Genomic DNA, 21,828 nt, shown 5'->3' on the forward strand with positions numbered 1-21,828 from the left:
CGACTGGCACGGACGCGCGACAGCTTTGCTTGATGGATTTGGCTTTTTTCCATGAGCGTTTTTGACGCTTGACGACAAGCCCTATTGGGTGATTTACAAGGCAACTATAATGGCACTAATCGTACAAAAATACGGCGGCACTTCGATGGGTAACATCAGCCGCATCAAAAATGTCGCTCAGCGTGTCAAACGCTGGCACGACAATGGTCATCAAGTCGTTGTGGTCGTCTCAGCAATGAGTGGCGAAACCAACCGACTGATCGGTCTGGCGCGTGAAATTACCACCGACCCAGATCCGCGCGAATACGACCAAATGGTCTGCACTGGTGAGCAAGTTTCGATTTCTCTGCTGTCGATGGCATTGCAATCGATTGGCGTTGAAGCCAAATCGATGACAGGTGGTCAAGTTGCCATTCGCACGGATGATACTCATACCAAAGCTCGCATCCAAAGCATCGATTCTGATGCCATCATGAACGAGCTAAATGCAGGTCGCGTCGTCGTCGTGGCAGGCTTCCAAGGTATCAATGAACTTGGCGATGTCACCACGCTTGGTCGTGGCGGCTCTGATACCACAGGCGTCGCCCTAGCTGCTGCACTAAAAGCAGACGAATGCCAAATCTATACCGATGTCGATGGCGTCTATACCACCGATCCACGCGTCACATCTAAGGCCAAAAAGCTATCGAAAATCACTTTTGAAGAGATGATCGAGATGGCAAGTCTAGGCTCAAAAGTCCTACAAATCCGCTCTGTAGAATTTGCAGGCAAATACCAAGTCCCACTGCGCGTTTTGTCAAGCTTTGACGAATCAGCAGACGGCGTCTTTGATGACAACTTTAAACAAAATGTCGGCACACTAATCACGATTGATGAAGGAGATGATATGGAGCGTGCAGTAATTTCTGGTATCGCATTCAACCGCGATGAAGCAAAAATCGTCGTGCGTGGCGTGCCTGACCGTCCTGGTATCGCATCGGCCATCCTAAGCCCAGTGAGCTCTGCCAATATCGAAATCGATATGATCATCCAAAACGCATCACAAGAAGGCTATACCGATTTTAGCTTCACCGTGCAGCGTGGCGACTACGAAAAAACCCTAAAAATCCTAAACGAGCGCGTGAAAGACGAGATCGGGGCAACCGAAGTATTTGGCGCTAATGATGTGGTCAAGGTCTCTATCGTGGGCGTTGGTATGCGCTCGCACGCAGGCGTGGCAAGCAAAATGTTTGACACCCTAGCAAGCAACAACATCAACCTACAGATGATCTCTACCAGCGAAATCAAGGTCTCTGTTCTAATCCAAGAGCAGCACCTAGAAAAAGCCGTCAAAGAGTTACACACTGCTTTTGGTCTGGATCGTCAAGATGGCGAAAGTAAAGTTGCTGGTCTATAAACAACCATTACCATCAGCATAGATTGAATTTTTCAAAGATTTTATTAAACAAAATACAACGAAATCGACAGAAAAAATTACTGACAAGATGCCTAATGCAGATTATAATATCGCATTAGGCATTTTTATGGGCAAAATTTATACAGCCCGCCCACCGATCAACTCAATTGATAAAACGGATATCATGGCTAACAATAACGATTGAGTTGATGTGTATCTAAGGAGTATCTTATGCTAATCCTAACACGCCGTGTCGGCGAAACCCTAATGATTGGTGATGAAGTCAGTGTAACTGTCCTAGGCGTTAAAGGCAACCAAGTCCGTCTTGGTGTCAATGCCCCAAAAGACATCGCTGTACACCGTGAAGAAATCTATCAGCGCATTCAGCACGAGCGCTCTATGCAGATGCACATGAGCCATCTTGAGCAAGGCAACTTTGCGCCACCATCATTCGATGATGATGATTATTTCAATCGCTAATAAGGTGCGTCATGAAAGCTACTGAAATCTCACACTTATTGGCTGGCGTCGCTAATGAAAGCTTAGCCTTTGCTGATGTGCTTGCGTTTATTGAGCAGCACTACACTTACACGCCTGTAGAATTTGTCAATGGTGATGTGACTAACCCTGCTGGCACTAATGAAGGCAGCGCTAAAGTATTTAGCTTGGCTAAACTGCATGGCTTAAACCAAATCGACACCCTAAGCCTATTTGCCGAGCATTACCGCGCGGTACTTGCCACACCAGATGGTACAGATCACGCCAATATTCGTAACTTCATGCACTACGGTTGGCACGGTTTTGGTCTGCCGACCAATGCTTTGACGCCAAAAGCTTAAAAATATCTGGGCTATTGTATATAATACGCCCTGTATTTTTTATCATAAAAGCCTGAATAATACTTGTATTTTATAATCATTTCATGTATAATTCGGGCTTTAATTTTTTCTGCTACTTCTTGATTGTCGTCGCCTTTAACGGTAAGCAAAGAGTGGCCTAACCATGAAAAAGTCACGCTTTATTTGTGCCGTGTCCATACCACAAATAAGTAAGCACCAAAGCTGTGACTGGCACACCTGATACCGCTCAATATCCGTGCCGCTAAGATTAGGAGTTCACCATGTCTCGAGTCTGTCAAGTGACTGGAAAACGCCCACAAGTGGGTAACAATGTATCACACGCGAACAACAAAACTCGCCGTCGTTTCCTGCCAAACCTACACAACCATCGTTTTTGGGTAGAGTCTGAGAACCGTTTTGTTCGTCTACGCGTTTCATCTAAAGGTATGCGTATCATTGACAAGCATGGCATCGACAAAGTGCTTGCTGACCTACGCGCCCAAGGTCAAAAAATCTAATTTGACCCCACATACCATTAGTTAAAGGATACGATCATGAGAGATAAAATTAAACTAGTTTCTACCGCTGGTACTGGTTATTTCTACACCACTACTAAGAACAAGCGTACCATGCCTGGCAAAATGGAAATCAAAAAGTTTGATCCAAAAGTTCGCCAACATGTTCTATTCAAAGAAGCAAAAATCAAATAATTGCTCAATTGAATTGTTCAAATGCCCATTGAGTTTTCAATGGGCATTTTTATTGGTTCATTGTCAGACCATCGCCATTCACCATCATCACTTTTTGAGAATTTTTCCTAATAAATCAATAAGTTATTTACGAAACACTACACGAAATTTGACAATAATCACTTGCCAAATTTCGCCAATTTGTTATAATAATCGCTACTGGAGCACTCGCCAGTGAAGCGTATTCCTGAGCCGATAATCTTATTTTAGGATTTGGGTTCAATGTTTCTGTTGTGCAGGCCTGCATCCTTGTGATGTATCAGGAAGCCGTAATGAGCATTACTCTTATCCGCCTTGAACTTCACGGTTCATGGTCACCCCTTTGCAGCGGTGCTTTGGTTTTTTCAATTATGTGCTTTTGGCATTGAATTGATCAAATAATCGAAATTTTTTCGAAAATTTTTAAAAAAAGTATTGACAGGCAAAGATAACCTGCTATAATACGCACCATCTTGAGCAGTTAAGCGAAAAGATAACCGACATTCCCCAATAGCTCAGTCGGTAGAGCATCGGACTGTTAATCCGTGTGTCCCTGGTTCGAGCCCAGGTTGGGGAGCCATATTCAAGAAAGCCTTTCATTTTGAAAGGCTTTTTCTTTTTATATTGGAAAGTTTTCCAGTCTATCAATATCACACCAATCTCAGATCCACTTTATTACCAACACCCTTTTACCCCAAAACTTTTATCATCAATCACCACCCCAATATACGCCACTCTACTCAAAATGACTGCTCAGTCACTTTTTGTAAAAATATATCATTTCATTTTTGCATAATTTGCTATTATAATATAACTATACCAAACGGTAATGTCAGAGTAACAAACAAAAGGATGGCTGTTATGAAAGCATATACTTCGATGAAAGAAAGAGTCTTTGGTATTGGCGCGCTGGCCATCGTCGCAGCGATCAGCGCGTGGTGCATCGGCGAACTGACTGTATCTGTGGCGCAGACGGATTTTCGCCTAGCAACCGATGGGCATTATCATCTGTATCAAGATGGTGCATTTACCCCTGATGCAGGTGCAGTGACGGCACAAGATCCACTACTTGTGCATGACACACTGGTCTATGGCGTGGCAAATGGCGGTAAAGCACCGCATTATTTCGCAGTCAATGTCTGCACAGGTAAGCTGATCAGCACGACAAGCGACAGTGAGTTTGCCAGTCAGCTTGACAGCTTACAAGTTCCAGTGGCAAATCGCGATTTTAGTATGGGCAAAAGCCTAGCCGAACTTAGCCAGACGCTTGAAGTGAGCTGTGGCTAAACTTGAATAATCTTAAAAACAGTGTATGATACTTGTCATGCACTGTTTTTTATGCAGTATCTATAATAAATATTAATAATAATCTATGGATAATAATCATCACTAAAAACAGCTAAAATCAAAAGCTGATAACAGGAATAATAACATGATCGCCCTATTGCTCTTGCCGATTTTAATCAGTCTATTCACCATGCTCGTGCTGCACAAATCCAGCCAAACCGCGGGCATTGTCGGTATCATAACCGCCCTATTCTTAGCGGTCACGGTCGATGGCTTGCGGCTGGACACAGCCATCATACACGCATCTGTGGTTAATAAGCTGATTTTATCTTTGACGGCATTTTGTGTGATTTTACCTGGTTTGACATTGGGCGTGCTGCTCGATGAATATCGCTATAATGCTAGAATCCGTGATTTTTTGGCGGCATTGCCGATTGATGCGCATCACAAGGTGCTGATTTTGTTATTTGGGCTATTGCCTGCCATTGAGTCGATCACAGGCTTTGGCGTCTCGCTGATTTTGGCTGTGCCGCTGTTTTTCTCGCTGTATCACGCCACGACCGCCGCACAGCTGTCGATGCTGAGCATGAATATCATCTCATGGGGAACGCTTGGGCTATCGACCATGGTTGGCAGTAAATTGGCAGGCATGGACGCGCCGACTTTGGGCGTGATGACGGCGTATTTTGTGCCGCTGTATCTACTGCTGTTTAGCATGACCGCCTTTAAACTCCTAAAACAATCTCGCCTAAACCTTGGTGAAATCGGCTTTTGTGCGCTACTCATCGCAGTATTTGGCACGGCGTTGTACTTTGCCAATCGCTACAATCAAGTGGAGCTGGCTGGCGTGGTCGCAGGCTTTATCAGCTTTGTGGTGTTTTGTGCTTATTTTTTAATCAAAAATAAGCAATCCCTTGCCAAAACCACACGCACTTTTCTCATCGTCATGATGCCGTATCTACTCGTGGTCGTGTTTGTCATCGCCATCAAGCTATTGGTATATGCGATGCCTAATCTGCTAGAACTTGGCACGCTGCATGGTCATGGCGTGAATTTTGTGCTGTTTGCCAGTCCTTGTCTTGCCATCATTTTGACCATCTTAAGCATCGCGGCTCGCCATCGTCATTATCGCATTCATCTGCCGATCGCCAAGAGCATCAAGGCGTGCGCGACTTTGTTTATCTTTATTTTGCTCGCGCAATTGATGGGCTTTGCAGGGTTTATCTCAGCATTGATCGCAAGCCTTGACGGTGTCGGCGGGTTGTGGCTGTATGTGCTGATTTTGCCGATTTTTGCGATGCTAAGCGGCTTTGTGACAGGCTCAAACCTCGGCGGCAATGCGCTATTGATGGACATCAGCGTGCAGCTTGGGGATAAATTTGGGCATGATTTGCTGTTTGCCGCGATCCAAAATGCTGGCGCAGGCTTTGCGGTATTTACATCTATGCCACTGATTATTTTGATCTGTACCATCGCAAGCCAAAATAATATCGATGGCGCATTGGATGAAAAAAGTCTATTAAGCTTCGGACTAAAGCTACTGCTTGGCGTGTATGCCAGCATCATCGCGACCGCGGCAGTGTTATTATTGATCACATAAAATCATGGGCAATAGCGAAAATCATCAGCGTTATTTATTATCAATTTCACCCAAAATCATCGGCAGTGCATGAAAAAATATTTTTAAAATCATCTAGTTATAAAGATAGCAGTGAGATTTTTCAAAGCCAATCATGCGATGATTTTGAAATTGTTTTGTTATCTTAAACAAAAGTTTGGCTTAACCAAACAAATAACTCTACAAAAGCGGTTAAAAACACTTGATTTTTTGTCGATAACAAGGCATAGTTAGCTATTTGATATTTAGTCCAATTGTGATGGTCTAATTGGGCGATTTCACCAAGCAAAAGGTAGTTTTAACATGGCAGAAAAAATGGTAGTTGGTCTGGTTGGCTGGCGTGGTATGGTTGGCTCTGTACTGATGGCTCGCATGATTGAAGAAGGCGATTTTGCACACATTACGCCTGTATTCTTTTCAACGAGTAACGCTGGTGGCAAAGCCCCTGACTTTGGCGTGGATGCAGGCACTTTAAAAGATGCTAATGACATCACAGAGCTTGCCAAATGCGATACCATCATCACCTGCCAAGGTGGCGACTACACCAAAGCTGTACATGGCAAACTGCGTGACAGCGGTTGGAATGGCTACTGGATTGATGCAGCTAGCTCGCTACGCATGGAAGATGATGCCATCATCATCCTAGATCCTGTCAATCGTGATGTGATTGATGCCGCCCTTGCCAATGGCAAAAAAGACTTCATCGGTGGCAACTGCACCGTCAGCCTAATGCTGATGGCCATCGGTGAGCTATTCCGCCGCGGCTGGGTAGAATGGGTATCAGCGATGACTTATCAAGCTGCATCAGGTGCTGGTGCCAACAATATGCGTGAACTCATCAGCGGTATGGGCGTATTGCGTGATTCGGTCGCTGATAAGCTTGCCGACCCTGCTTCTGCCATCCTTGAGATCGATAAGACCATCGCCGATACACAGCGTAGTGACAGCTTCCCAAAACAGCATTTCGGTGCGGTCTTGGCAGGCAGTCTAATCCCGTACATCGACAGCCAGCTTGAGAATGGTCAATCTCGTGAAGAATGGAAAGGTCAAGCCGAAACGAATAAAATCCTTGGCAAATCAGGCGATGATCTGATCAACATCGATGGTATCTGCGTGCGTATCGGTGCGATGCGTTGCCACAGCCAAGCATTGACCATCAAGCTAACAAAAGACATTCCACTAGAAGAAATCGAAGCCGCCTTGCGTGAAAGCGACAATCCATGGCTGGATGTCGTCGAAAATGACAAACCTGCCAGCATGGAACGTCTAACCCCTGTCGCTGTCACAGGCACGCTCAATGTCGCTGTTGGTCGTCTGCGTAAGATGAACATGGGTGGCGAGTATCTGACTGCGTTCACCGTCGGTGATCAGCTACTATGGGGTGCTGCCGAGCCACTACGCCGTATGTTGGCCATCCTACAAGGTCGCATCTAAGATAGGCAGATCATCAAAAGCACATCGATTTCGATGTGCTTTTTAGTCAGCTTTGCTTTATAATACGCCTAAGCTTTTTTGATTGATGATTCTTATGACCACACCCATTCATCTGATTTATGCAGGCGGTACTTTTGGTAGTCATGGCACGCCGTTATCACCCTTGCTTGCCGATGTGTTTTTGCCGATTTTGACCGAGCGTTTGGCTGAGCAAAATTATCACATTCGCGTGCTTGATAATGATGTCATCAAAGATTCTAGCACCTTGACACCGACAGAGTTTGTGCATTTTTATCGCATTATCCTTGATGCCTATGCTACTGGCGTGCGTCGATTTGTACTATTGACAGGGACGGATACGCTCAGCTTTTTGGCGGCATTTTTGGCACACGCTTTGGCGGATTTGCCTGATATTAGCCTTGTGATTACAGGCAGTATGCAGCCATTATTCATCCCTGAGCTTGCCGATTATCAGATTAATAAAGACAGTGATGCATGGACGAATCTTAGCGACGCACTTGGCGTAGCGTCAAAGCACACGGGTGTCTATGTGCAGTTTTATCATAAGAGCCTAATTGCCAATAATACCCAAAAAATCAACAGCCAAATCCATGATGCGTTTGATGGTGTGGTGGCAACTTTTGATAATGCCAATCATCATGCAGTGCCAAGCACAGCGATTGAACACAAAACAAGCGAGCTTGCCAATTTACAAACCCGTGCAAGCACCACCCACATCCATGCCATCTACGCCCTGCCCAATGCCACCGACATTTTGGCACAGTCCATCAGCCAAGCAGCCGCCAATGCGTGTGCCATCATCCTAATCGGCTACGGTGCAGGCAATCTGCCATCATCACCTGCCATCATCCATGCCATCGATGATGCCATCGCTCGTGGCGTGCGTATCATCTGCACGACGATGTGCCCATTTGGCGGTACGAACAGCAACTACGCAGCTGGCGCATGGCAATATGAGCATGGCGTCTGGGCAGCAGGGACGCTAAGTATCGCAGGTATCTATGGGCAGGCACTGTGGCTTAGCCTAAATGACAAGCTGTCTGATGCACACTGGATGATCACCCCATGACACAAGACACCCAAACCGCCCAAAACCGTGCGCAGGTCTATGCCGTCGGTATCGAGTTCATCGGGACGAACTATCGTGGCTGGCAACGCCAAATCGATGCCATCGGCGTCCAAGCCGTCATCGAAAATGCCCTATCCAAGATCGCCAACGAACCCATCGAACTCATCGCCGCAGGTCGCACTGATGCTGGCGTCCATGCTGGCAATATGGTAGCGCATTTCACCACGCACGCTCATCGCCCTGTCTATAACTGGCTGCGTGGCGTCAATAGTATGCTGCCTGATGACATCGCTCTGCGCTGGATGGTGCCGATGCCAGATGATTTTCATGCCCGCTTTAGCGCCATCGCGCGTCGCTATCGCTACATCACGCTCAATCAGCCCTATCGCCCCGCCATCTTACGCCATCAGGTGACACATGAATATGCACCGCTTGATATTGATAAGATGATACAGGCAAGCAAGCTTTTGGTCGGTACACATGATTTTACAAGTTTTCGTGCGGCAGCTTGCCAATCCAATCAACCTGTACGCACAGTCAGCCATGCCGAGCTGTTCACGCATGGGGCGTATCTCGTGCTTGACATCCAAGCCGATGGTTTTTTGCACCATATGGTGCGTAACATCATGGGCGCACTGTTTGCCATCGGTCGTGGTGAGATGGCGGTGGATGAGCTATTACCCCTAATTCATGCCAAAGATCGCACGCTTGCCCCACCGACCGCATCGGCTGATGGCTTATATTTTATCAATGCCTATTATCCAGAGCATTTGCAATCCTTACTGCCTGATATGCCATTGACACCACTTTGGCTAAATTTACCAAAATAAGGCTATATTTTCACGATGAAAAATAGTATAATAGCCCAAATTTTTTAACGATATTGATGAGATTATGGCAAAAAAAGACGACATCATCGAATTTGAAGGCGAAGTAATCGACACTTTGCCAAACACCCTGTTCAAAGTCCGCCTAGATAACGGACACGAAATCATCGCTCACATCTCAGGTAAGATGCGTAAGCACTACATCCGCATCCTAACTGGTGACAAGGTTAAGGTTGAGATGACACCGTATGATTTGAGCAAGGGTCGCATCACTTATCGTGGTAAATAATCCACTGAGTTGATGGCTTAGTGCTATTTGCACCATCAAATCCCAAAAGATTCAAACGATTGTTTGGATCTTTTTTGTGCAGTGATTGATTGTGGTTTTGTGGATTTGCTATGATATGGTTCATTCAAACAACATAATACCGTCAATGAACACGCCCTTAACCATTCTCATTCATGGACTGCATCTCAATCCGTGGTATATGAAACCGCTCGCCAAAAAGCTTGAAAACCATGGCTTGCCAACCTTTTGCTATGGCTACAAAAGTCTAAGTCAGCCCATCGCAATCAACAGCCAAGGACTGCACGAGTATCTGCTTGCCAATCATCATCCCACTCAGCCCATCAATCTGGTTGGGCATAGCCTAGGCGGTCTTGTGATACGGCATTTTTTGACGCATTATCCGATGTGGCAAGTGCATCACTGTGTCACACTTGGCACGCCGCATCAAGGTAGTCAGACAGCACACTATGCACGCAGATATCTGCCTTCATTGGTCAGACACGCCTACACAGGTGCACTCGATGGCACTTGTCCACTACCGCCGACTGGTGCCAAAATTGGTGTCATTGCCGGCAACCGACCTGTCGGTCTAGGTGTGCCATTATTGGCGCTACATCATCATCGCCACAGACACAGCATAGCTGATAAGCGTCATGATGGTACGGTACTACTGTCTGAAACTGTCCTTGACCATGCGACGGATTATTTGATTTTACCCGTCAGTCATTCAGGACTGCTGACTGATAAGACAGCGGCAATGCAGACGCTACATTTTTTGCAACATGGTCAATTTAATCATGCTTAATCATTATCATCATTAATATAAAACCGACCATACGGTTTGTAATCATCCATTCTTGACCAATTCCCCAAAGCTTACTTCTCAAACTTGCCATATCAAATCACATTTGGTACAATGACAATCAAGCCCAACACTACTCCCACGGGGTGACCACGATCACCCAAGAGGTGGGGAAGCGTGTTGGGCTTTTTTATTCTTGATAAGTGGTTATGGTGAAATCAATCAAGGCTTGGCAAATAACTCATTCATCCATTGACCAATCGCCTTGATCTGCGCTAGGCACACCTGATGCGCCATTGGATAAGTCGATAGCGTCGGGGATAGCCCAAGCGTTTCTAGCGATGCTTTGGCTCGTGCACCAAGTACAGGCGGGACGATGTCATCAAAGTCACCATGATCGATTTTGACAGCGATGTCTTGGTTGATGCCGACGCTTGAGATTTCATTGCTGGTGGCAAAATAAGTCGATAAAGCAAGCAATCCGCCAAGCTTGCGAGTATTGGTCAAGACAGTGTGATACGCCACCGCCCCACCTTGCGAAAAGCCTGCAATGATGATGTTTTGGCTATCGATGCCTGCGTTGATTTGCTCATCAATCAGCACATTGATGGCATCTGCCGATGCAGCGATTTGGGCGACATCCACCTTGCGATCGAGCGTCATCTCAAGGATGTCATACCACGCCGGCATGATATAGCCACCATTAATCGTCACAGGAATCTGTGGTGCGTGCGGAAAAATAAATCGCACACCCACATCACCTGATAAGCCAAGCTCAGGGACAATCGGCTCAAAATCATGACCACTCGCTCCCAAGCCATGTAGCCAAATCACCGCATGAGTGATGGGTAAGTTATTTGGGTTGTGCTGGGCGATGACACTTTTTAGCATAAATCATTCCTAAAATCAGTAATACCGCCAATCTTACGCCCAATGTACCAAAATTGCAAGTCAATCACGCTTGCCAAGTCGCCACCAAACCACTTATACTAACTACTCATAATAACAAGGCATCCGCATGATGGCACGCACAGACAGTACACAGACTTATAAAGTAATGATTGGGATACTCATTGCCATCGCCTTTATGGTGTGTGCAGTGGTGGTCAGCCATCATCGGGGTGGGTTTGATGCATCGCACGCCCATCATCACGACAGTCACGACAGCCATCACGCCCATCACAGCCAGCAGGATTTGGCAAATATGCACGCATCAGATACAAGCCAAACTGATGCCATCAAAGGCTATTGGTGGTCGCCACTCGTGCATATGGCGACTTGTGCACACTAAGCCTATCCCCATCACCGACCATCACGGTGCGACTTTTGTAAAATATCGTAACCCATCACCCATCTGCGACGGCATTTTTCGTATAATAATCCCATTTTAATCATTTTCCAAAATCAAATTCAACAAAAGGTGAAACTATGCAGTGGCGTGGTCGCAGACAAAGTAGCAATATCGAAGACAGACGCGGTGGTGGTGCCAAAAAAGCAGGCGGTATCAGTATCGTCGGTCTGATTATTGCGCTGATTTTATGGCAAGTATTTGGCATCAGCCCCGAGACCACGCTAGGCGTCACTCAGCAAATCCAAAATGCCAACACGCCTGCCACTGCCCCTACTACCGAAACGGCGGACATGGCAGAATCTCGTGAATTTGTGGCAACGGTGCTTGCCGATACCGAAGAAGTCTGGACGCCGATTTTTAATCAGCTTGGCAAGACTTATCAAGCACCGACCCTTGTGCTATTTAGCGGTGCGGTGCAATCTGCGTGTGGTTCGGCGACTTCTGCTAGCGGGCCATTTTATTGCCCTGCTGACCAAAAGGTGTATTTGGACACGGGATTTTTTCGTGATATGCGCACCCAAATGGACATCGGCGGTGAACAAAACAACACTGAACTGACTCGCAATGACCAAGCAGGCGACTTCGCCCAAGCCTATGTCATCGCCCACGAAGTCGGTCATCATGTGCAAACCTTGCTAGGCATCTCAAGCCAAGTCCGCCAAGCACAAGCACAGGCAAGCACTGCTGCCGCCAACAACCTATCTGTCCGCCAAGAGCTACAAGCCGACTGCTTTGCTGGGCTATGGGCACGCCACAATCACGAACGCACGCAGTTCCTACAACAAGGTGACATCGAAGAAGCGCTAGATGCCGCCGAAAAAATCGGTGATGACTACCTACAACACAAGGCACAAGGTCATGCCGTCCCTGACAGCTTCACGCATGGCACGAGCGCACAGCGTAAGCAGTGGTTCTATCGTGGCTTTGAAACTGGTGATATTAAACAGTGTGATACCTTTGCCACACGCAATATTTGATGGTAATTTGCTAAAAAATTGGGGTACAATGGCGTATCCCAATTTTTTTATTTGTATGATTAAGGATATGCCATGACTTTGCCAAATGAACTCATCGACCTACTAACCCAATACCTAAGCGAGCGTACCACACAGCCTATTAGCATCGATGCTGATGTGCTTGCCTATCGCTGGGTGGGTGGTCTGCATGGCAAGCTTGTACCGATTGATGTCAGCTTCGGTGGGGATTTGGCGGATTTGCTTGGTATTGACACCCAAAAAGACAAACTCATCGCCAACACCGAGCAGTTCTTGGCTCGCCTGCCTGCCAACCATGTGCTGATGACAGGCACTCGTGGCGCAGGCAAATCATCGCTGATTCGTGCCCTGCTCAAAGCCTATCATCACAAGGGCTTACGCATCATCGAAGTGGCTCGTGATGATTTATTACACCTTGATAAAATTCGCCAAGCCATCAAAACTGCCGCCAAGAATGGCAATCCCAATCGCTACATCATCTACTGTGATGATTTGGCATTCAACGCCCAAGATGAAAATTACCGCACCCTAAAAAGCGTGCTCGATGGCGCACTTGACAGCGAACAAAATAACCTGCTCGTCTATGCCACCAGTAACCGCCGCCATCTACTGCCACAGCTGATGAAAGACAATGTCAGCATCTATAATGGTCAGACCGATGAAGTCAATCCCTATGAGACCATCGATGAGACGGTATCGCTGTCAGACCGCTTTGGGATTTGGCTGTCGTTTTATCCGATGAATCAAGCGCTGTATCTGGACATCGTCAAGCACCTACTTGCCAAGCATGGCATCAGCTATAATGATATCACCGAAGCCGAAGCGCTCAAATGGGCAAGCACTCGGGGCGGTCGCTCGGGGCGTGTGGCGTATCAATTTAGCCAACATTGGGTAGGGATGACTGGGCTAAACCAAAGATGGAAGACTGATATATGACAGTTGCACCGCCATTTTTTCTGATTTATGTTCTGCTGTTGGTGATGGGTATCAGCGTCTTATTGGCGATTGTCGTTGATATTCGACTGCTTTTGCGTATCAAAAAAACCAAATCACACGGTTATCATTATCAGATAACTCGAACCGAAAAGCTGCGGCTGATGATTGCAAATATACCGGCTCTGCTAAGTTTGATCGGTTTTGGCATCATCGATTATCAGGGTTATCAATTAAAACAGCGATATCAAATTCAAGACTTATATCGTTATGCAACCTTGAGCAGTGAGAAGCCTTATGGTGCCATCACCCTGCCGATCGGCACTCATGTAGAATATGATGTGCCTTATGGCGGTGATGTCCAAAATAACGCCAATGCCAAAATTCTATCAGCCAAATTGCCCGCACCCATGCTCATCAATGGCATATCGGTCATCTATATCAATACAAGATGGCAAATCACTGTCATCAATACCGAACCATTTACACCAAGCGAACTGTTTGTAGATGCCTACGATCGCAGTGATTATGATACCATTACCTGCCCTGCATATTCATGGGTAAGATTTGATATCGGCTTTGAGCAAGCACAGAAAAATAAAGGCACACTGACTTTAGATGGTTGGAAATTTGAAGATTGTAACAAGCCCTATGATTTTGTGGATAAAGACAGTTATGTTGCCGTGTCTTATTGGAAAGATGGTAAGCTTATAAGGGGCTGGTAAAATTGATCATTCACCAATCTTCACCACCATCAAATCTTCCGCCAAAATCAATCTGCCATCATAGACCGATTCTACTTCTGTGCGGATATGTCCCATATTTGGCACAGGATTCTCAGGCTCATCAAACAGCATAAACCGCGCACTAAAATGCGTCAGCACAAGACAAGGCACACCTGCATCACGAGCAAACTTGGCCACCATCTTGGCACTTGAATGCTTGGGGTCAAACACCCCTTTGGCAAGTATCTTATCCATCACTGCCTGCGTATAGGTCGCTTCATGCACCAGCATCACGGCACCTTTGACAGCATCAGTCAGCAGGCTTGGTGTATCATTATCACCTGCGATGACGATTTTTTGGAAAGTTTCGTTCAGATGTAAATAATCAGCCACCAGCACAGTGCGTCCATCAATGCTAAGGCTTGGCGTATCAGATTTTAAAATACTACCCCAGTAGCGTGTGGCAATATGATCAAGCGAGAGTTTGTCGGTATTTAGCTTTTTTTGGCGGTGGATTTGGGTCAGCCCAAACCCAAAACTATCACAGCGGTGGCTAAGTGGGTGAATATCGATTTCTAAGGATAATTCATCAGACAGCTCAAGCACAAGCCCTGTATCTAGCACACTATGAATATCAATAAAATCAATCTCATAGCTCAAATTCATCTCAGTTAGGCGGATAAATGCATCCAAAAGCTCCCCCAAAGCAGGCGGTGCAATGATCGGTAGCGGACTTGTACGACCATGCATGGCTAGGCTTGCCAATAGCCCCATCAAGCCATAGCAATGATCGCCGTGCATATGCGTGATAAAAATCGCCTGCAGCATCGATGGCTTATGTGGTGCGCGCAGCAGCTGATGCTGTGTGGCTTCACCACAGTCGATGAGTATCCATGGTGTCGATTTGCCCGTCTGGTGGCTTTTGGCAAGTAGTGATACCGCAAGTCCAGAGACATTGCGACGCAAAGTCGGTACACCACTTGATGTGCCCAAAAATGTCAATTCAAACATATATTTACTCTTTATTTTCGGTGATGAGATAGCGTACAATAACTGCTGTTATTTTGCATCATTTTTCTTTTGTGCATTTTTGGAATCATATGACAAAGTCCGCTGTCGCCATCTGGTCACTGGTCGCCATCGCTGCGACAATTCTACTCATCACCACTGGCATTCGCTTGTCATTAGGCTTATTCATTCAGCCGATTACCGCTGAGACGACGGTCAATATCGTACAAATCAGCTTTGCCTTGGCGATGACACAGCTGATGTGGGGCGTATCACAGCCAATCACAGGGGCGATTGCCGATCGCTTCGGCGCAAGATGGGTGCTATTTATTGGTACGCTGGTATTGATGCTCGGCTGTGCTTTGGTGCCACATCTATTGTCCGCTTGGGGGCTGACTTTGACTTTGGGCGTGCTGATTGCCTTTGGTGCAGGTGCAGGCAGTTTCTCGGTACTCATGGGACAAGTCGCCAATCAAGTGCCTGAGCACGCTCGGGGTACGGCGTCTGGCATCATCAATGCCGGCTCAAGCTTTGGGCAGTTTTTGTTCGCACCGATGCTACAGCTACTCATCAGCTTGCCACTCATCGGCTGGTCAAAGGCATTTTATGTCTTGGCAGCCATCAGTCTGCTGTGCTTGCCTTTGGCATGGTATCTGACACGCCATCAGTCAGCACCCAAAGCCATCGCACCCACTGAGCCGACACAGACACTCTCACAGGCTGTCAAATCTGCCATGGCTGATCGCAATTATCTATTGATTCACTTGGCATTTTTTACCTGTGGTTTTCATATCGCCTTTTTGGTGACACATCTACCAACCGAAGTGACACTGGCGGGGCTTAGCTCATCAGTGGCATCATGGTCACTGGCATTGATTGGACTATCCAATGTCGTTGGCAGTCTGTTTGTCGGATGGTCGGTGGGTCATTGGCGGTGTAAATATATCTTATTTTGGATGTATTTAAGCCGTGTGATTTTGGTGGCGATTTATCTGATGGCACCGCAGACTCCGATGACTTTTTATATTTTTGCCATCGGTCTTGGCCTGACTTGGCTTGCAACCGTACCACCGACTGCAGGGGCGATTGGTAAGCTGTTTGGCGTGCGATATTTGGCAACTTTGTTTGGTCTTACCTTGCTTAGCCATCAAATCGGCGGTTTTCTTGGGGCGTATTTTGGCGGACTTGCCATTGACAGCTTTGGCAATTATGCCTATATGTGGTATGCCGACATGGCTTTGGCATTTTTGGCGGCGGTGAGTAATTTACCCATCAAAGAACCCAAAGTTGTGCGTACCACCACCGCTTAAATGAACGATACCATGACCATTCAATTATTCATCTTCTTTGCCATCAGCACCCTACTGGTCTCTGCCACCCCAGGCTCAAATATGCTGTTCGCCTTTCAATGCGGTCTCAACCACGGTTTACGCCGTACACTGTGGGCGATGGCAGGTCTGATGCTTGGACTGATGATATTGCTTGGTGCATCACTGTTTGGCCTAAGCATCATCAGCCGATACCCTGTGGTATTGGACAGCGTTAAGGTTCTGGGCGCGATATATTTGTGCTATCTTGGCGTGCAGTCATGGCGAAGTGATGGCGGCAGTTTTGGCAGTGATATTGAGGCGAACGGCTCACAGTGGGCATTGTTTCGCACAGGCATTTGGGTATCGTTATCCAATCCCAAAGCCATCTTGTTTTTTGCGGCATTTTTCCCAAAATTCATCAACTTCTCAGCACCACTACTACCCCAATATGTGATTTTGGTCATTGGCTTTTATGTCATTGAGACCTTTTGGCAGTTTATGTATGCCATCAGCGGTCAAAAGCTTGCCAACTGGCTGGGACAAGGCAACCGCTTATTATGGCTCAATCGCTTATGCGGTGCGGTGTTTATCGCCATTGCTGTGGCGCTTATTTGGGAAGTGTTTGTCTAAACTTAACCCAATCCAACCATTCGCACAATAATTTCGCACAATAAAAAAAATCGCATCCATCACTGAATGCGATTTTTTGGTTCATAGATGACTATTAAGCTGCGTCAAAGCGTTTTTGTGCTTCATCCCAGTTAACTACACTCCAGAATGCTTTGATATAGTCTGGGCGTTTGTTTTGGTATTTTAGGTAGTAAGCGTGCTCCCACACATCCAAACCAATGATCGGCGTACCTTCGCAGCCTGCAACTGCAGTACCCATCAATGGGCTATCTTGGTTGGCAGTTGAAACGACAGCCAGCTTATCGCCTTGCTTAACTAGCCATGCCCAGCCTGAACCAAAGCGAGTCGCTGCCGCTTTTTCAAACTGCTCTTGGAATGCTTCTACCGAACCAAAATCACGCTCGATGGCTTCTTTAAGTGAACCGCCAAGTGTGGTGCCAGTTTTTAGGATTGTCCAAAATAGGCTGTGGTTGGCATGACCGCCTGCATTGTTACGCACGCCAGTTTGTTTGTCAGCTGGTAGCTTGTCTAGGTTTGCGATCACTTCTTCGGCTGACTTGTCCGCCCACTCAGTGCCTTCTAGCAAGCCGTTAGCGTTGTTCACATACGCTTGATGGTGGCGTGAATGGTGGATTTCCATGGTTTCTTTGTCAAAATGTGGCTCTAGTGCGTCGTAGCTGTAGCCTAGCTCAGGTAGAGTAAATGCCATTGCGGTATTCCTTCTTTGTTGATTCGTTGATAAATTTGCGAACACTGCCAAATGCCGTTGTCCGTCCTTTCAATATATAGCCATTGGATGACAATTTCAAGAAAAAACTGCAAAAATACCAAAAGAACTTCATCCATCCGCTGTCGGATTGATGGCGGATATGTCATGCCAAGTGATGAATTTTTATGATCAAATAATTGATTTTATTGTATTTTTTAAATTTTATTTGGCTTGATTTTGGCTTTTTTCATGATATAATTTTTCATTTTATCATGCCGACATCCACCAGACGCCCCCTTGACCATATCGCCATCAGTACGATGGTGGTATGCTGTTTGTTTCTTGGATTGAGCAATATCGCCATCAAGCTCAGCCACCACGAAATCTCGCCAGTGATGCAGCTGTCGATGCGTTCGCTGTTTGGTTTGCTGATTTTGCTTGGCTTTATGGTGTACCAAAAAGAACTGCGGTTCAATCCCAAACAAATCAAGCTTGGGCTATTTGTCGGTGCATTGTTCGCTTTTGAGTCACTCTTGGCAGGCGAGTCGCTACGCTATACCAGTGCATCTCGCAGTGTGGTGTTCTTATATACATCACCCCTATTTTCGGCGTTGTTTTTGCATTTTTTGGTCAAAGATGAACGGCTGTCTTGGGTGCAGTGGCTAGGCATGGGGCTTGCTTTTGGCGGGATTGCGGTGGCGTTTTTGCTGTCATCACAGGCGGGTGGCTCGCTACTAGGTGATGGCTTAGCATTGGCGGCGGGCTTGTCGTGGGGCTTGACAACGGTGATTATCCGTATGACAAGCCTTGGTACACTGCCTGCCAAACAGGTGCTTGCCTATCAGCTGTTTGCCATCGCTGTGCTACTGTGGCTATATGCGATAGCGACCGATCAAGCGGTGATGAATTGGCAAACTGCCAGCGTGCTTAGCGTCGGATTTCAAGCGGTATTTGTGGCGTTTTTAGCGACGGTGGCATGGTTTTGGCTCTTGACTCGCTATCGCTCAGCAGATATTGGGGCGTTGATTTTGATGACACCGATTTTTGGGGTGGCACTGGGTGCGTGGATTTTGGGCGATGAGATGACCACAAGCTTTATTGTCGGAGCGGTGATGGTGCTGGTTGGGATTGTATTGGTCGGACGGCGAGTGAAAGCAGCTTGATTGTTTTTTGATGATTGATGATTAAGGGCGTATTGTTTACGCCTTTAAAATCACGCCAACAACATCGGCAACGCCGTCAATACCGCCACCAAAGCAAACATATAACGCCCTACCCAGACATTATGACGAAATGCAGCAAAACACGCCAAACGCTCACGGTCTTTGATCAAATTATATTGATAAATAAATTTACCAACCACAGGCAATAACGCCACGCAAATCCACACAGCATCAAGCGTATCGCCATAATAATGCACCAACGCCACCGCCATTAAGCCGACAAATAATGCCTTTAATAGCACGATGATCGCCACATCATATTTGCCAAATAAAATCGCCGTTGATTTGACCCCGATGATCATATCATCATCACGATCGCACATCGCATATTGCGTATCATACGCCACCGTCCAACACATATAAGCCACGAACAGCACCCATGTCCACACATCGGTATGTCCTTGCGCGGCAACGAACGCCATCGGTATCGCCCAGCCAAACGCCGCAGCAAGCACCACTTGCGGCAGATGTGTATAGCGTTTCATAAATGGATAAACGAACGCCAACACCACCGCTCCAAGCGACCAATAAAACACCGCAACTGGCAAGAAAAACAGCAGGCACGCGGATAATAATGACAAACCCACAAAGGTATAAAGCGCAGTTTTGGCAGACAATCGTCCATCGGCAAGCGGGCGAGTGTTGGTGCGCTTGACATGACCATCAACTTTACGATCGGCAAAATCATTGATCGCACAGCCCGCCGCACGCATCAAAATCGCCCCAAGCGTGAAAATAACAAACACCTTCAAACTTACCATCTGCCCTTGCCCAACATACGCCATCAGCACCGCCCACAGCGTCGGATACAAGAGCAGCTCTGTACCGACAGGCTTATCAAAGCGTGTCAGATGTAGCCATGCGATGAACTTATCGCGGGCGATCATAGGGTGATTAGTATGGTGGTTTTTCATTGGGCTACTAGATTATCAACTATAGGGTGTTTGTGATATTGATCAAACCGCACTGCGTCATTTTGCCATGATTGTATCGGTGCTTGCTGTGCCAAATGCGGCGCACTCACGGGTCGCTTGATAATCACGCGCCCCTCATCATGGATTAATTGTACAGCATGGTTTAATAATTGTATCTCATCATCACGGCTTGGTGGCGCGACAAAAGCGTGCAAAGCTTGCATTGTTTTACCCACCTTGGCACTGTAGCTGTCCTGCGGAAACATCGGATCAAGATAGACCAGATCACAGCTTGCACGCACATCCAACACATTGCCATGATAAATCTTAATACGCGATAACAAACCTTGCCAATTGGCATTCGACTGCATTCTGTGATGTTCATGCATCAGCATCAGCGCCATAATGGGATTATTTTCACACATCATCACCATCGCGCCAGTGCTTGCTAATATTAGGCTATCATGCCCAAAGCCTGCCGTGCCATCGATCACGCTTTGTCCTGCCGTAAGCTTGGCTGCTTGTAAGAGCAGCTCGGATTTGCGCCCTGCAGTGACGATGCGCTTGGTGAGTGTGTGCCATTCATTACTGACCTTGATCAGCTCGCCATCCTTGTACTGCACGAGTGATAATTTATCTTTTTCAAACAATAACGCTTGGCTGATGTTATGCTCAGTAAAAGCAAAGCCTAGGTATTTATTATTAAGCTTAGATAAAATAATTGGCTCAATATTTAGTGGCAGCCCATCCACCATTGCCATCACTTTGACAATGTCATCTAAATGGGTACAAAAAATCGGTAAATCCGCAGCCATCTGCATTGATCAGCCTTGAATCTGATAACCAAACCCAAAAAACGCAATCAGCACAATCACGCCTGTGATGATACGCAGCCAAGCAAAAATCATAAAGTCTTTTTTCGACACCCACGCCACCATCAGACGAATGCACAGCAAGGCAACGATGAATGACACCAGCGTACCAATGCCCAAAATCGCCCAGTCGCTGCCTGTCTGTAGCGCGTCTTTATGCTTGATCAGATCCAATAATGCCGCACCGATGATGACAGGGATGCCTAAGAAAAACGAAAACTCAGTCGCTGCCTTGCGCGAAGTGCCAAGCAGTAGCGCACCGATGATGGTCGCCCCAGAGCGGCTCGTACCGGGAATCAGGGCAAGGCATTGGCACAGACCAATGTACAGTGCGGTCTTAAAGCTGATGTTCTCAGCTTCATCAGCGATGATTTTGCGGGGAGTTTTCTCAGCATAAATGATCAGTAGCGCACCGACAATCAGCATCGTCGCCACCACCAACGGATGAAACAGCACAGCCGTGATGGTATCAGCAAAAGTAAAGCCCACAAGCATCACAGGAATGGTCGCAACAATCAAGGCAAGACCCAGTTGGCGAGGCTTGGCAAGGCCTTCTGCCTTGCCGGTCAATAGCCCCATGAATGAATTCCACAGTCTGCCCCAGTAGTCATAAATGACCGCCAAAATCGCCCCAAGCTGAATAAAGACGATGAACAGATTGCGAAATTCACCGCTCAAAAAATTCATCACATCGGCTGATAAAATCAAATAGCCAGTGCTAGAAATCGGCAAAAATTCTGCAATGCCTTCAACAATACCCATGATGACGGCTTTGATAATCAGTAAAATATCCATAGTACAACCTAAGAAAAATAAAAAGACGGCGTATTGTACACCACAAATCTGAA

General features: G+C 46.7%; 24 protein-coding genes, 1 tRNA gene, 1 other RNA gene and 1 pseudogene. 21 read left to right on the plus strand and 6 right to left on the minus strand.

The annotated features are described in order from the left end of the window. Window positions 1–109: 109 nt before the first annotated feature. The 14 genes and pseudogenes from NGM44_RS01055 to NGM44_RS01120 all read left to right on the plus strand — a co-directional run bounded on the left by NGM44_RS01055 (window position 110) and on the right by NGM44_RS01120 (window position 10,313). Window positions 110–1,396, plus strand: a complete 1,287-nt coding sequence (locus NGM44_RS01055) for an aspartate kinase (RefSeq protein ID WP_253223848.1) — start codon at window positions 110–112, stop codon at window positions 1,394–1,396. 231 nt (window positions 1,397–1,627) lie between these two features. Beyond that, a pseudogene (gene csrA, locus NGM44_RS01060) lies at window positions 1,628–1,795 on the plus strand (carbon storage regulator CsrA); the annotation flags it as partial. Window positions 1,796–1,887: 92 nt separating this feature from the next. Next, window positions 1,888–2,235, plus strand: coding sequence for a HopJ type III effector protein (locus NGM44_RS01065; protein WP_253223849.1), 348 nt, complete (start codon window positions 1,888–1,890; stop codon window positions 2,233–2,235). Between the two features lie 281 nt (window positions 2,236–2,516). Then, window positions 2,517–2,753 (plus strand): 50S ribosomal protein L28, encoded by a 237-nt coding sequence (rpmB, locus tag NGM44_RS01070; RefSeq protein WP_076554403.1) that lies wholly within the window; start codon window positions 2,517–2,519, stop codon window positions 2,751–2,753. Between the two features lie 36 nt (window positions 2,754–2,789). Further along, window positions 2,790–2,945, plus strand: a complete 156-nt coding sequence (gene rpmG, locus NGM44_RS01075) for a 50S ribosomal protein L33 (RefSeq protein WP_078253122.1) — start codon at window positions 2,790–2,792, stop codon at window positions 2,943–2,945. 192 nt (window positions 2,946–3,137) lie between these two features. Continuing rightward, a non-coding RNA gene (gene ssrS, locus NGM44_RS01080) (6S RNA) lies at window positions 3,138–3,330 on the plus strand. 137 nt (window positions 3,331–3,467) lie between these two features. Continuing rightward, a tRNA-Asn gene (locus NGM44_RS01085) sits at window positions 3,468–3,543 on the plus strand. 281 nt (window positions 3,544–3,824) lie between these two features. Next, a complete protein-coding gene (locus NGM44_RS01090; RefSeq protein ID WP_253223850.1) occupies window positions 3,825–4,250 on the plus strand; it encodes a hypothetical protein in 426 nt (141 codons plus the stop codon). A gap of 145 nt (window positions 4,251–4,395) precedes the next feature. Beyond that, complete coding sequence (locus NGM44_RS01095) at window positions 4,396–5,850, plus strand: L-lactate permease (protein WP_253223851.1); 1,455 nt, start codon at window positions 4,396–4,398, stop codon at window positions 5,848–5,850. A 333-nt stretch (window positions 5,851–6,183) separates the two neighbouring features. Further along, entirely contained in the window at window positions 6,184–7,302 is a 1,119-nt protein-coding gene (gene asd / locus NGM44_RS01100; protein WP_253224588.1) for an aspartate-semialdehyde dehydrogenase, read from the plus strand. A gap of 94 nt (window positions 7,303–7,396) precedes the next feature. After that, entirely contained in the window at window positions 7,397–8,392 is a 996-nt protein-coding gene (locus NGM44_RS01105) for an asparaginase domain-containing protein (RefSeq protein ID WP_253223852.1), read from the plus strand. Continuing rightward, entirely contained in the window at window positions 8,389–9,222 is an 834-nt protein-coding gene (gene truA, locus NGM44_RS01110; RefSeq protein ID WP_253223853.1) for a tRNA pseudouridine(38-40) synthase TruA, read from the plus strand. The genes NGM44_RS01105 and truA overlap by 4 nt, the downstream gene beginning before the upstream one ends. 64 nt (window positions 9,223–9,286) lie before the next feature. Next, the gene (gene infA / locus NGM44_RS01115; RefSeq protein ID WP_029102801.1) at window positions 9,287–9,508 is read left to right on the plus strand and encodes a translation initiation factor IF-1; all 222 of its coding nucleotides are present in this window, start codon (window positions 9,287–9,289) and stop codon (window positions 9,506–9,508) included. Between the two features lie 145 nt (window positions 9,509–9,653). Further along, window positions 9,654–10,313: a triacylglycerol lipase gene (locus tag NGM44_RS01120; protein WP_253223854.1), complete on the plus strand. Its 660-nt coding sequence runs from the start codon at window positions 9,654–9,656 to the stop codon at window positions 10,311–10,313. A 219-nt stretch (window positions 10,314–10,532) separates the two neighbouring features. On the opposite strand, the gene NGM44_RS01125 is transcribed toward NGM44_RS01120, so the two are convergent. Further along, window positions 10,533–11,201: an alpha/beta hydrolase gene (locus NGM44_RS01125; RefSeq protein ID WP_253223855.1), complete on the minus strand. Its 669-nt coding sequence runs from the start codon at window positions 11,199–11,201 to the stop codon at window positions 10,533–10,535. Window positions 11,202–11,328: 127 nt separating this feature from the next. Here NGM44_RS01125 and NGM44_RS01130 point away from each other — a divergent pair, with 127 nt between their 5' ends. The 4 genes from NGM44_RS01130 (at window position 11,329) to NGM44_RS01145 (ending at window position 14,314) form a co-directional block, all read left to right on the plus strand. Beyond that, window positions 11,329–11,601 (plus strand): hypothetical protein, encoded by a 273-nt coding sequence (locus NGM44_RS01130; RefSeq protein ID WP_253223856.1) that lies wholly within the window; start codon window positions 11,329–11,331, stop codon window positions 11,599–11,601. A gap of 137 nt (window positions 11,602–11,738) precedes the next feature. Continuing rightward, complete coding sequence (locus tag NGM44_RS01135; protein WP_253223857.1) at window positions 11,739–12,638, plus strand: neutral zinc metallopeptidase; 900 nt, start codon at window positions 11,739–11,741, stop codon at window positions 12,636–12,638. 72 nt (window positions 12,639–12,710) lie between these two features. Further along, the gene (locus NGM44_RS01140) at window positions 12,711–13,592 is read left to right on the plus strand and encodes an ATP-binding protein (protein ID WP_253223858.1); all 882 of its coding nucleotides are present in this window, start codon (window positions 12,711–12,713) and stop codon (window positions 13,590–13,592) included. Continuing rightward, window positions 13,589–14,314, plus strand: a complete 726-nt coding sequence (locus NGM44_RS01145) for a hypothetical protein (RefSeq protein ID WP_253223859.1) — start codon at window positions 13,589–13,591, stop codon at window positions 14,312–14,314. Before NGM44_RS01140 ends, NGM44_RS01145 begins: the two co-directional genes overlap by 4 nt. Before the next feature lie 6 nt (window positions 14,315–14,320). Here NGM44_RS01145 and NGM44_RS01150 read toward each other — a convergent pair whose 3' ends face one another. After that, window positions 14,321–15,325 (minus strand): ribonuclease Z, encoded by a 1,005-nt coding sequence (locus tag NGM44_RS01150; RefSeq protein ID WP_253223860.1) that lies wholly within the window; start codon window positions 15,323–15,325, stop codon window positions 14,321–14,323. An 89-nt stretch (window positions 15,326–15,414) separates the two neighbouring features. Between NGM44_RS01150 and NGM44_RS01155 the strand changes: the two genes are divergently transcribed. Together NGM44_RS01155 and NGM44_RS01160 are read left to right on the plus strand one after the other, a co-directional pair. Continuing rightward, window positions 15,415–16,632 (plus strand): MFS transporter, encoded by a 1,218-nt coding sequence (locus NGM44_RS01155; protein ID WP_253223861.1) that lies wholly within the window; start codon window positions 15,415–15,417, stop codon window positions 16,630–16,632. Window positions 16,633–16,644: 12 nt separating this feature from the next. After that, window positions 16,645–17,262 carry a LysE family translocator gene (locus NGM44_RS01160; RefSeq protein ID WP_253223862.1) on the plus strand — a complete coding sequence of 206 codons (618 nt, stop codon included), beginning with the start codon at window positions 16,645–16,647 and terminating at the stop codon, window positions 17,260–17,262. Between the two features lie 94 nt (window positions 17,263–17,356). Here the strand turns inward: NGM44_RS01160 and sodA are convergent, their stop codons facing one another. Next, window positions 17,357–17,971: a superoxide dismutase [Mn] gene (sodA, locus tag NGM44_RS01165; RefSeq protein WP_253223863.1), complete on the minus strand. Its 615-nt coding sequence runs from the start codon at window positions 17,969–17,971 to the stop codon at window positions 17,357–17,359. 272 nt (window positions 17,972–18,243) lie between these two features. Between sodA and NGM44_RS01170 the strand changes: the two genes are divergently transcribed. Then, the gene (locus NGM44_RS01170) at window positions 18,244–19,134 is read left to right on the plus strand and encodes a DMT family transporter (protein WP_253223864.1); all 891 of its coding nucleotides are present in this window, start codon (window positions 18,244–18,246) and stop codon (window positions 19,132–19,134) included. A 50-nt stretch (window positions 19,135–19,184) separates the two neighbouring features. Here NGM44_RS01170 and ubiA read toward each other — a convergent pair whose 3' ends face one another. From ubiA to NGM44_RS01185, 3 genes are read right to left on the minus strand one after another with little or no spacing between them, the layout of a single operon-like run. Further along, on the minus strand, window positions 19,185–20,108 hold the full coding sequence (gene ubiA / locus NGM44_RS01175; RefSeq protein WP_253223865.1) for a 4-hydroxybenzoate octaprenyltransferase: 924 nt from the start codon (window positions 20,106–20,108) through the stop codon (window positions 19,185–19,187). Further along, on the minus strand, window positions 20,105–20,929 hold the full coding sequence (locus tag NGM44_RS01180) for a class I SAM-dependent methyltransferase (RefSeq protein WP_253223866.1): 825 nt from the start codon (window positions 20,927–20,929) through the stop codon (window positions 20,105–20,107). The genes ubiA and NGM44_RS01180 overlap by 4 nt, the downstream gene beginning before the upstream one ends. Window positions 20,930–20,932: 3 nt before the next feature. Next, window positions 20,933–21,775: an undecaprenyl-diphosphate phosphatase gene (locus tag NGM44_RS01185; protein ID WP_253223867.1), complete on the minus strand. Its 843-nt coding sequence runs from the start codon at window positions 21,773–21,775 to the stop codon at window positions 20,933–20,935. Between the last annotated feature and the right edge of the window lie 53 nt (window positions 21,776–21,828).

The organism is Moraxella sp. FZFQ2102, from assembly GCF_024137865.1.
In the GTDB taxonomy this organism is placed as follows: domain Bacteria; phylum Pseudomonadota; class Gammaproteobacteria; order Pseudomonadales; family Moraxellaceae; genus Moraxella.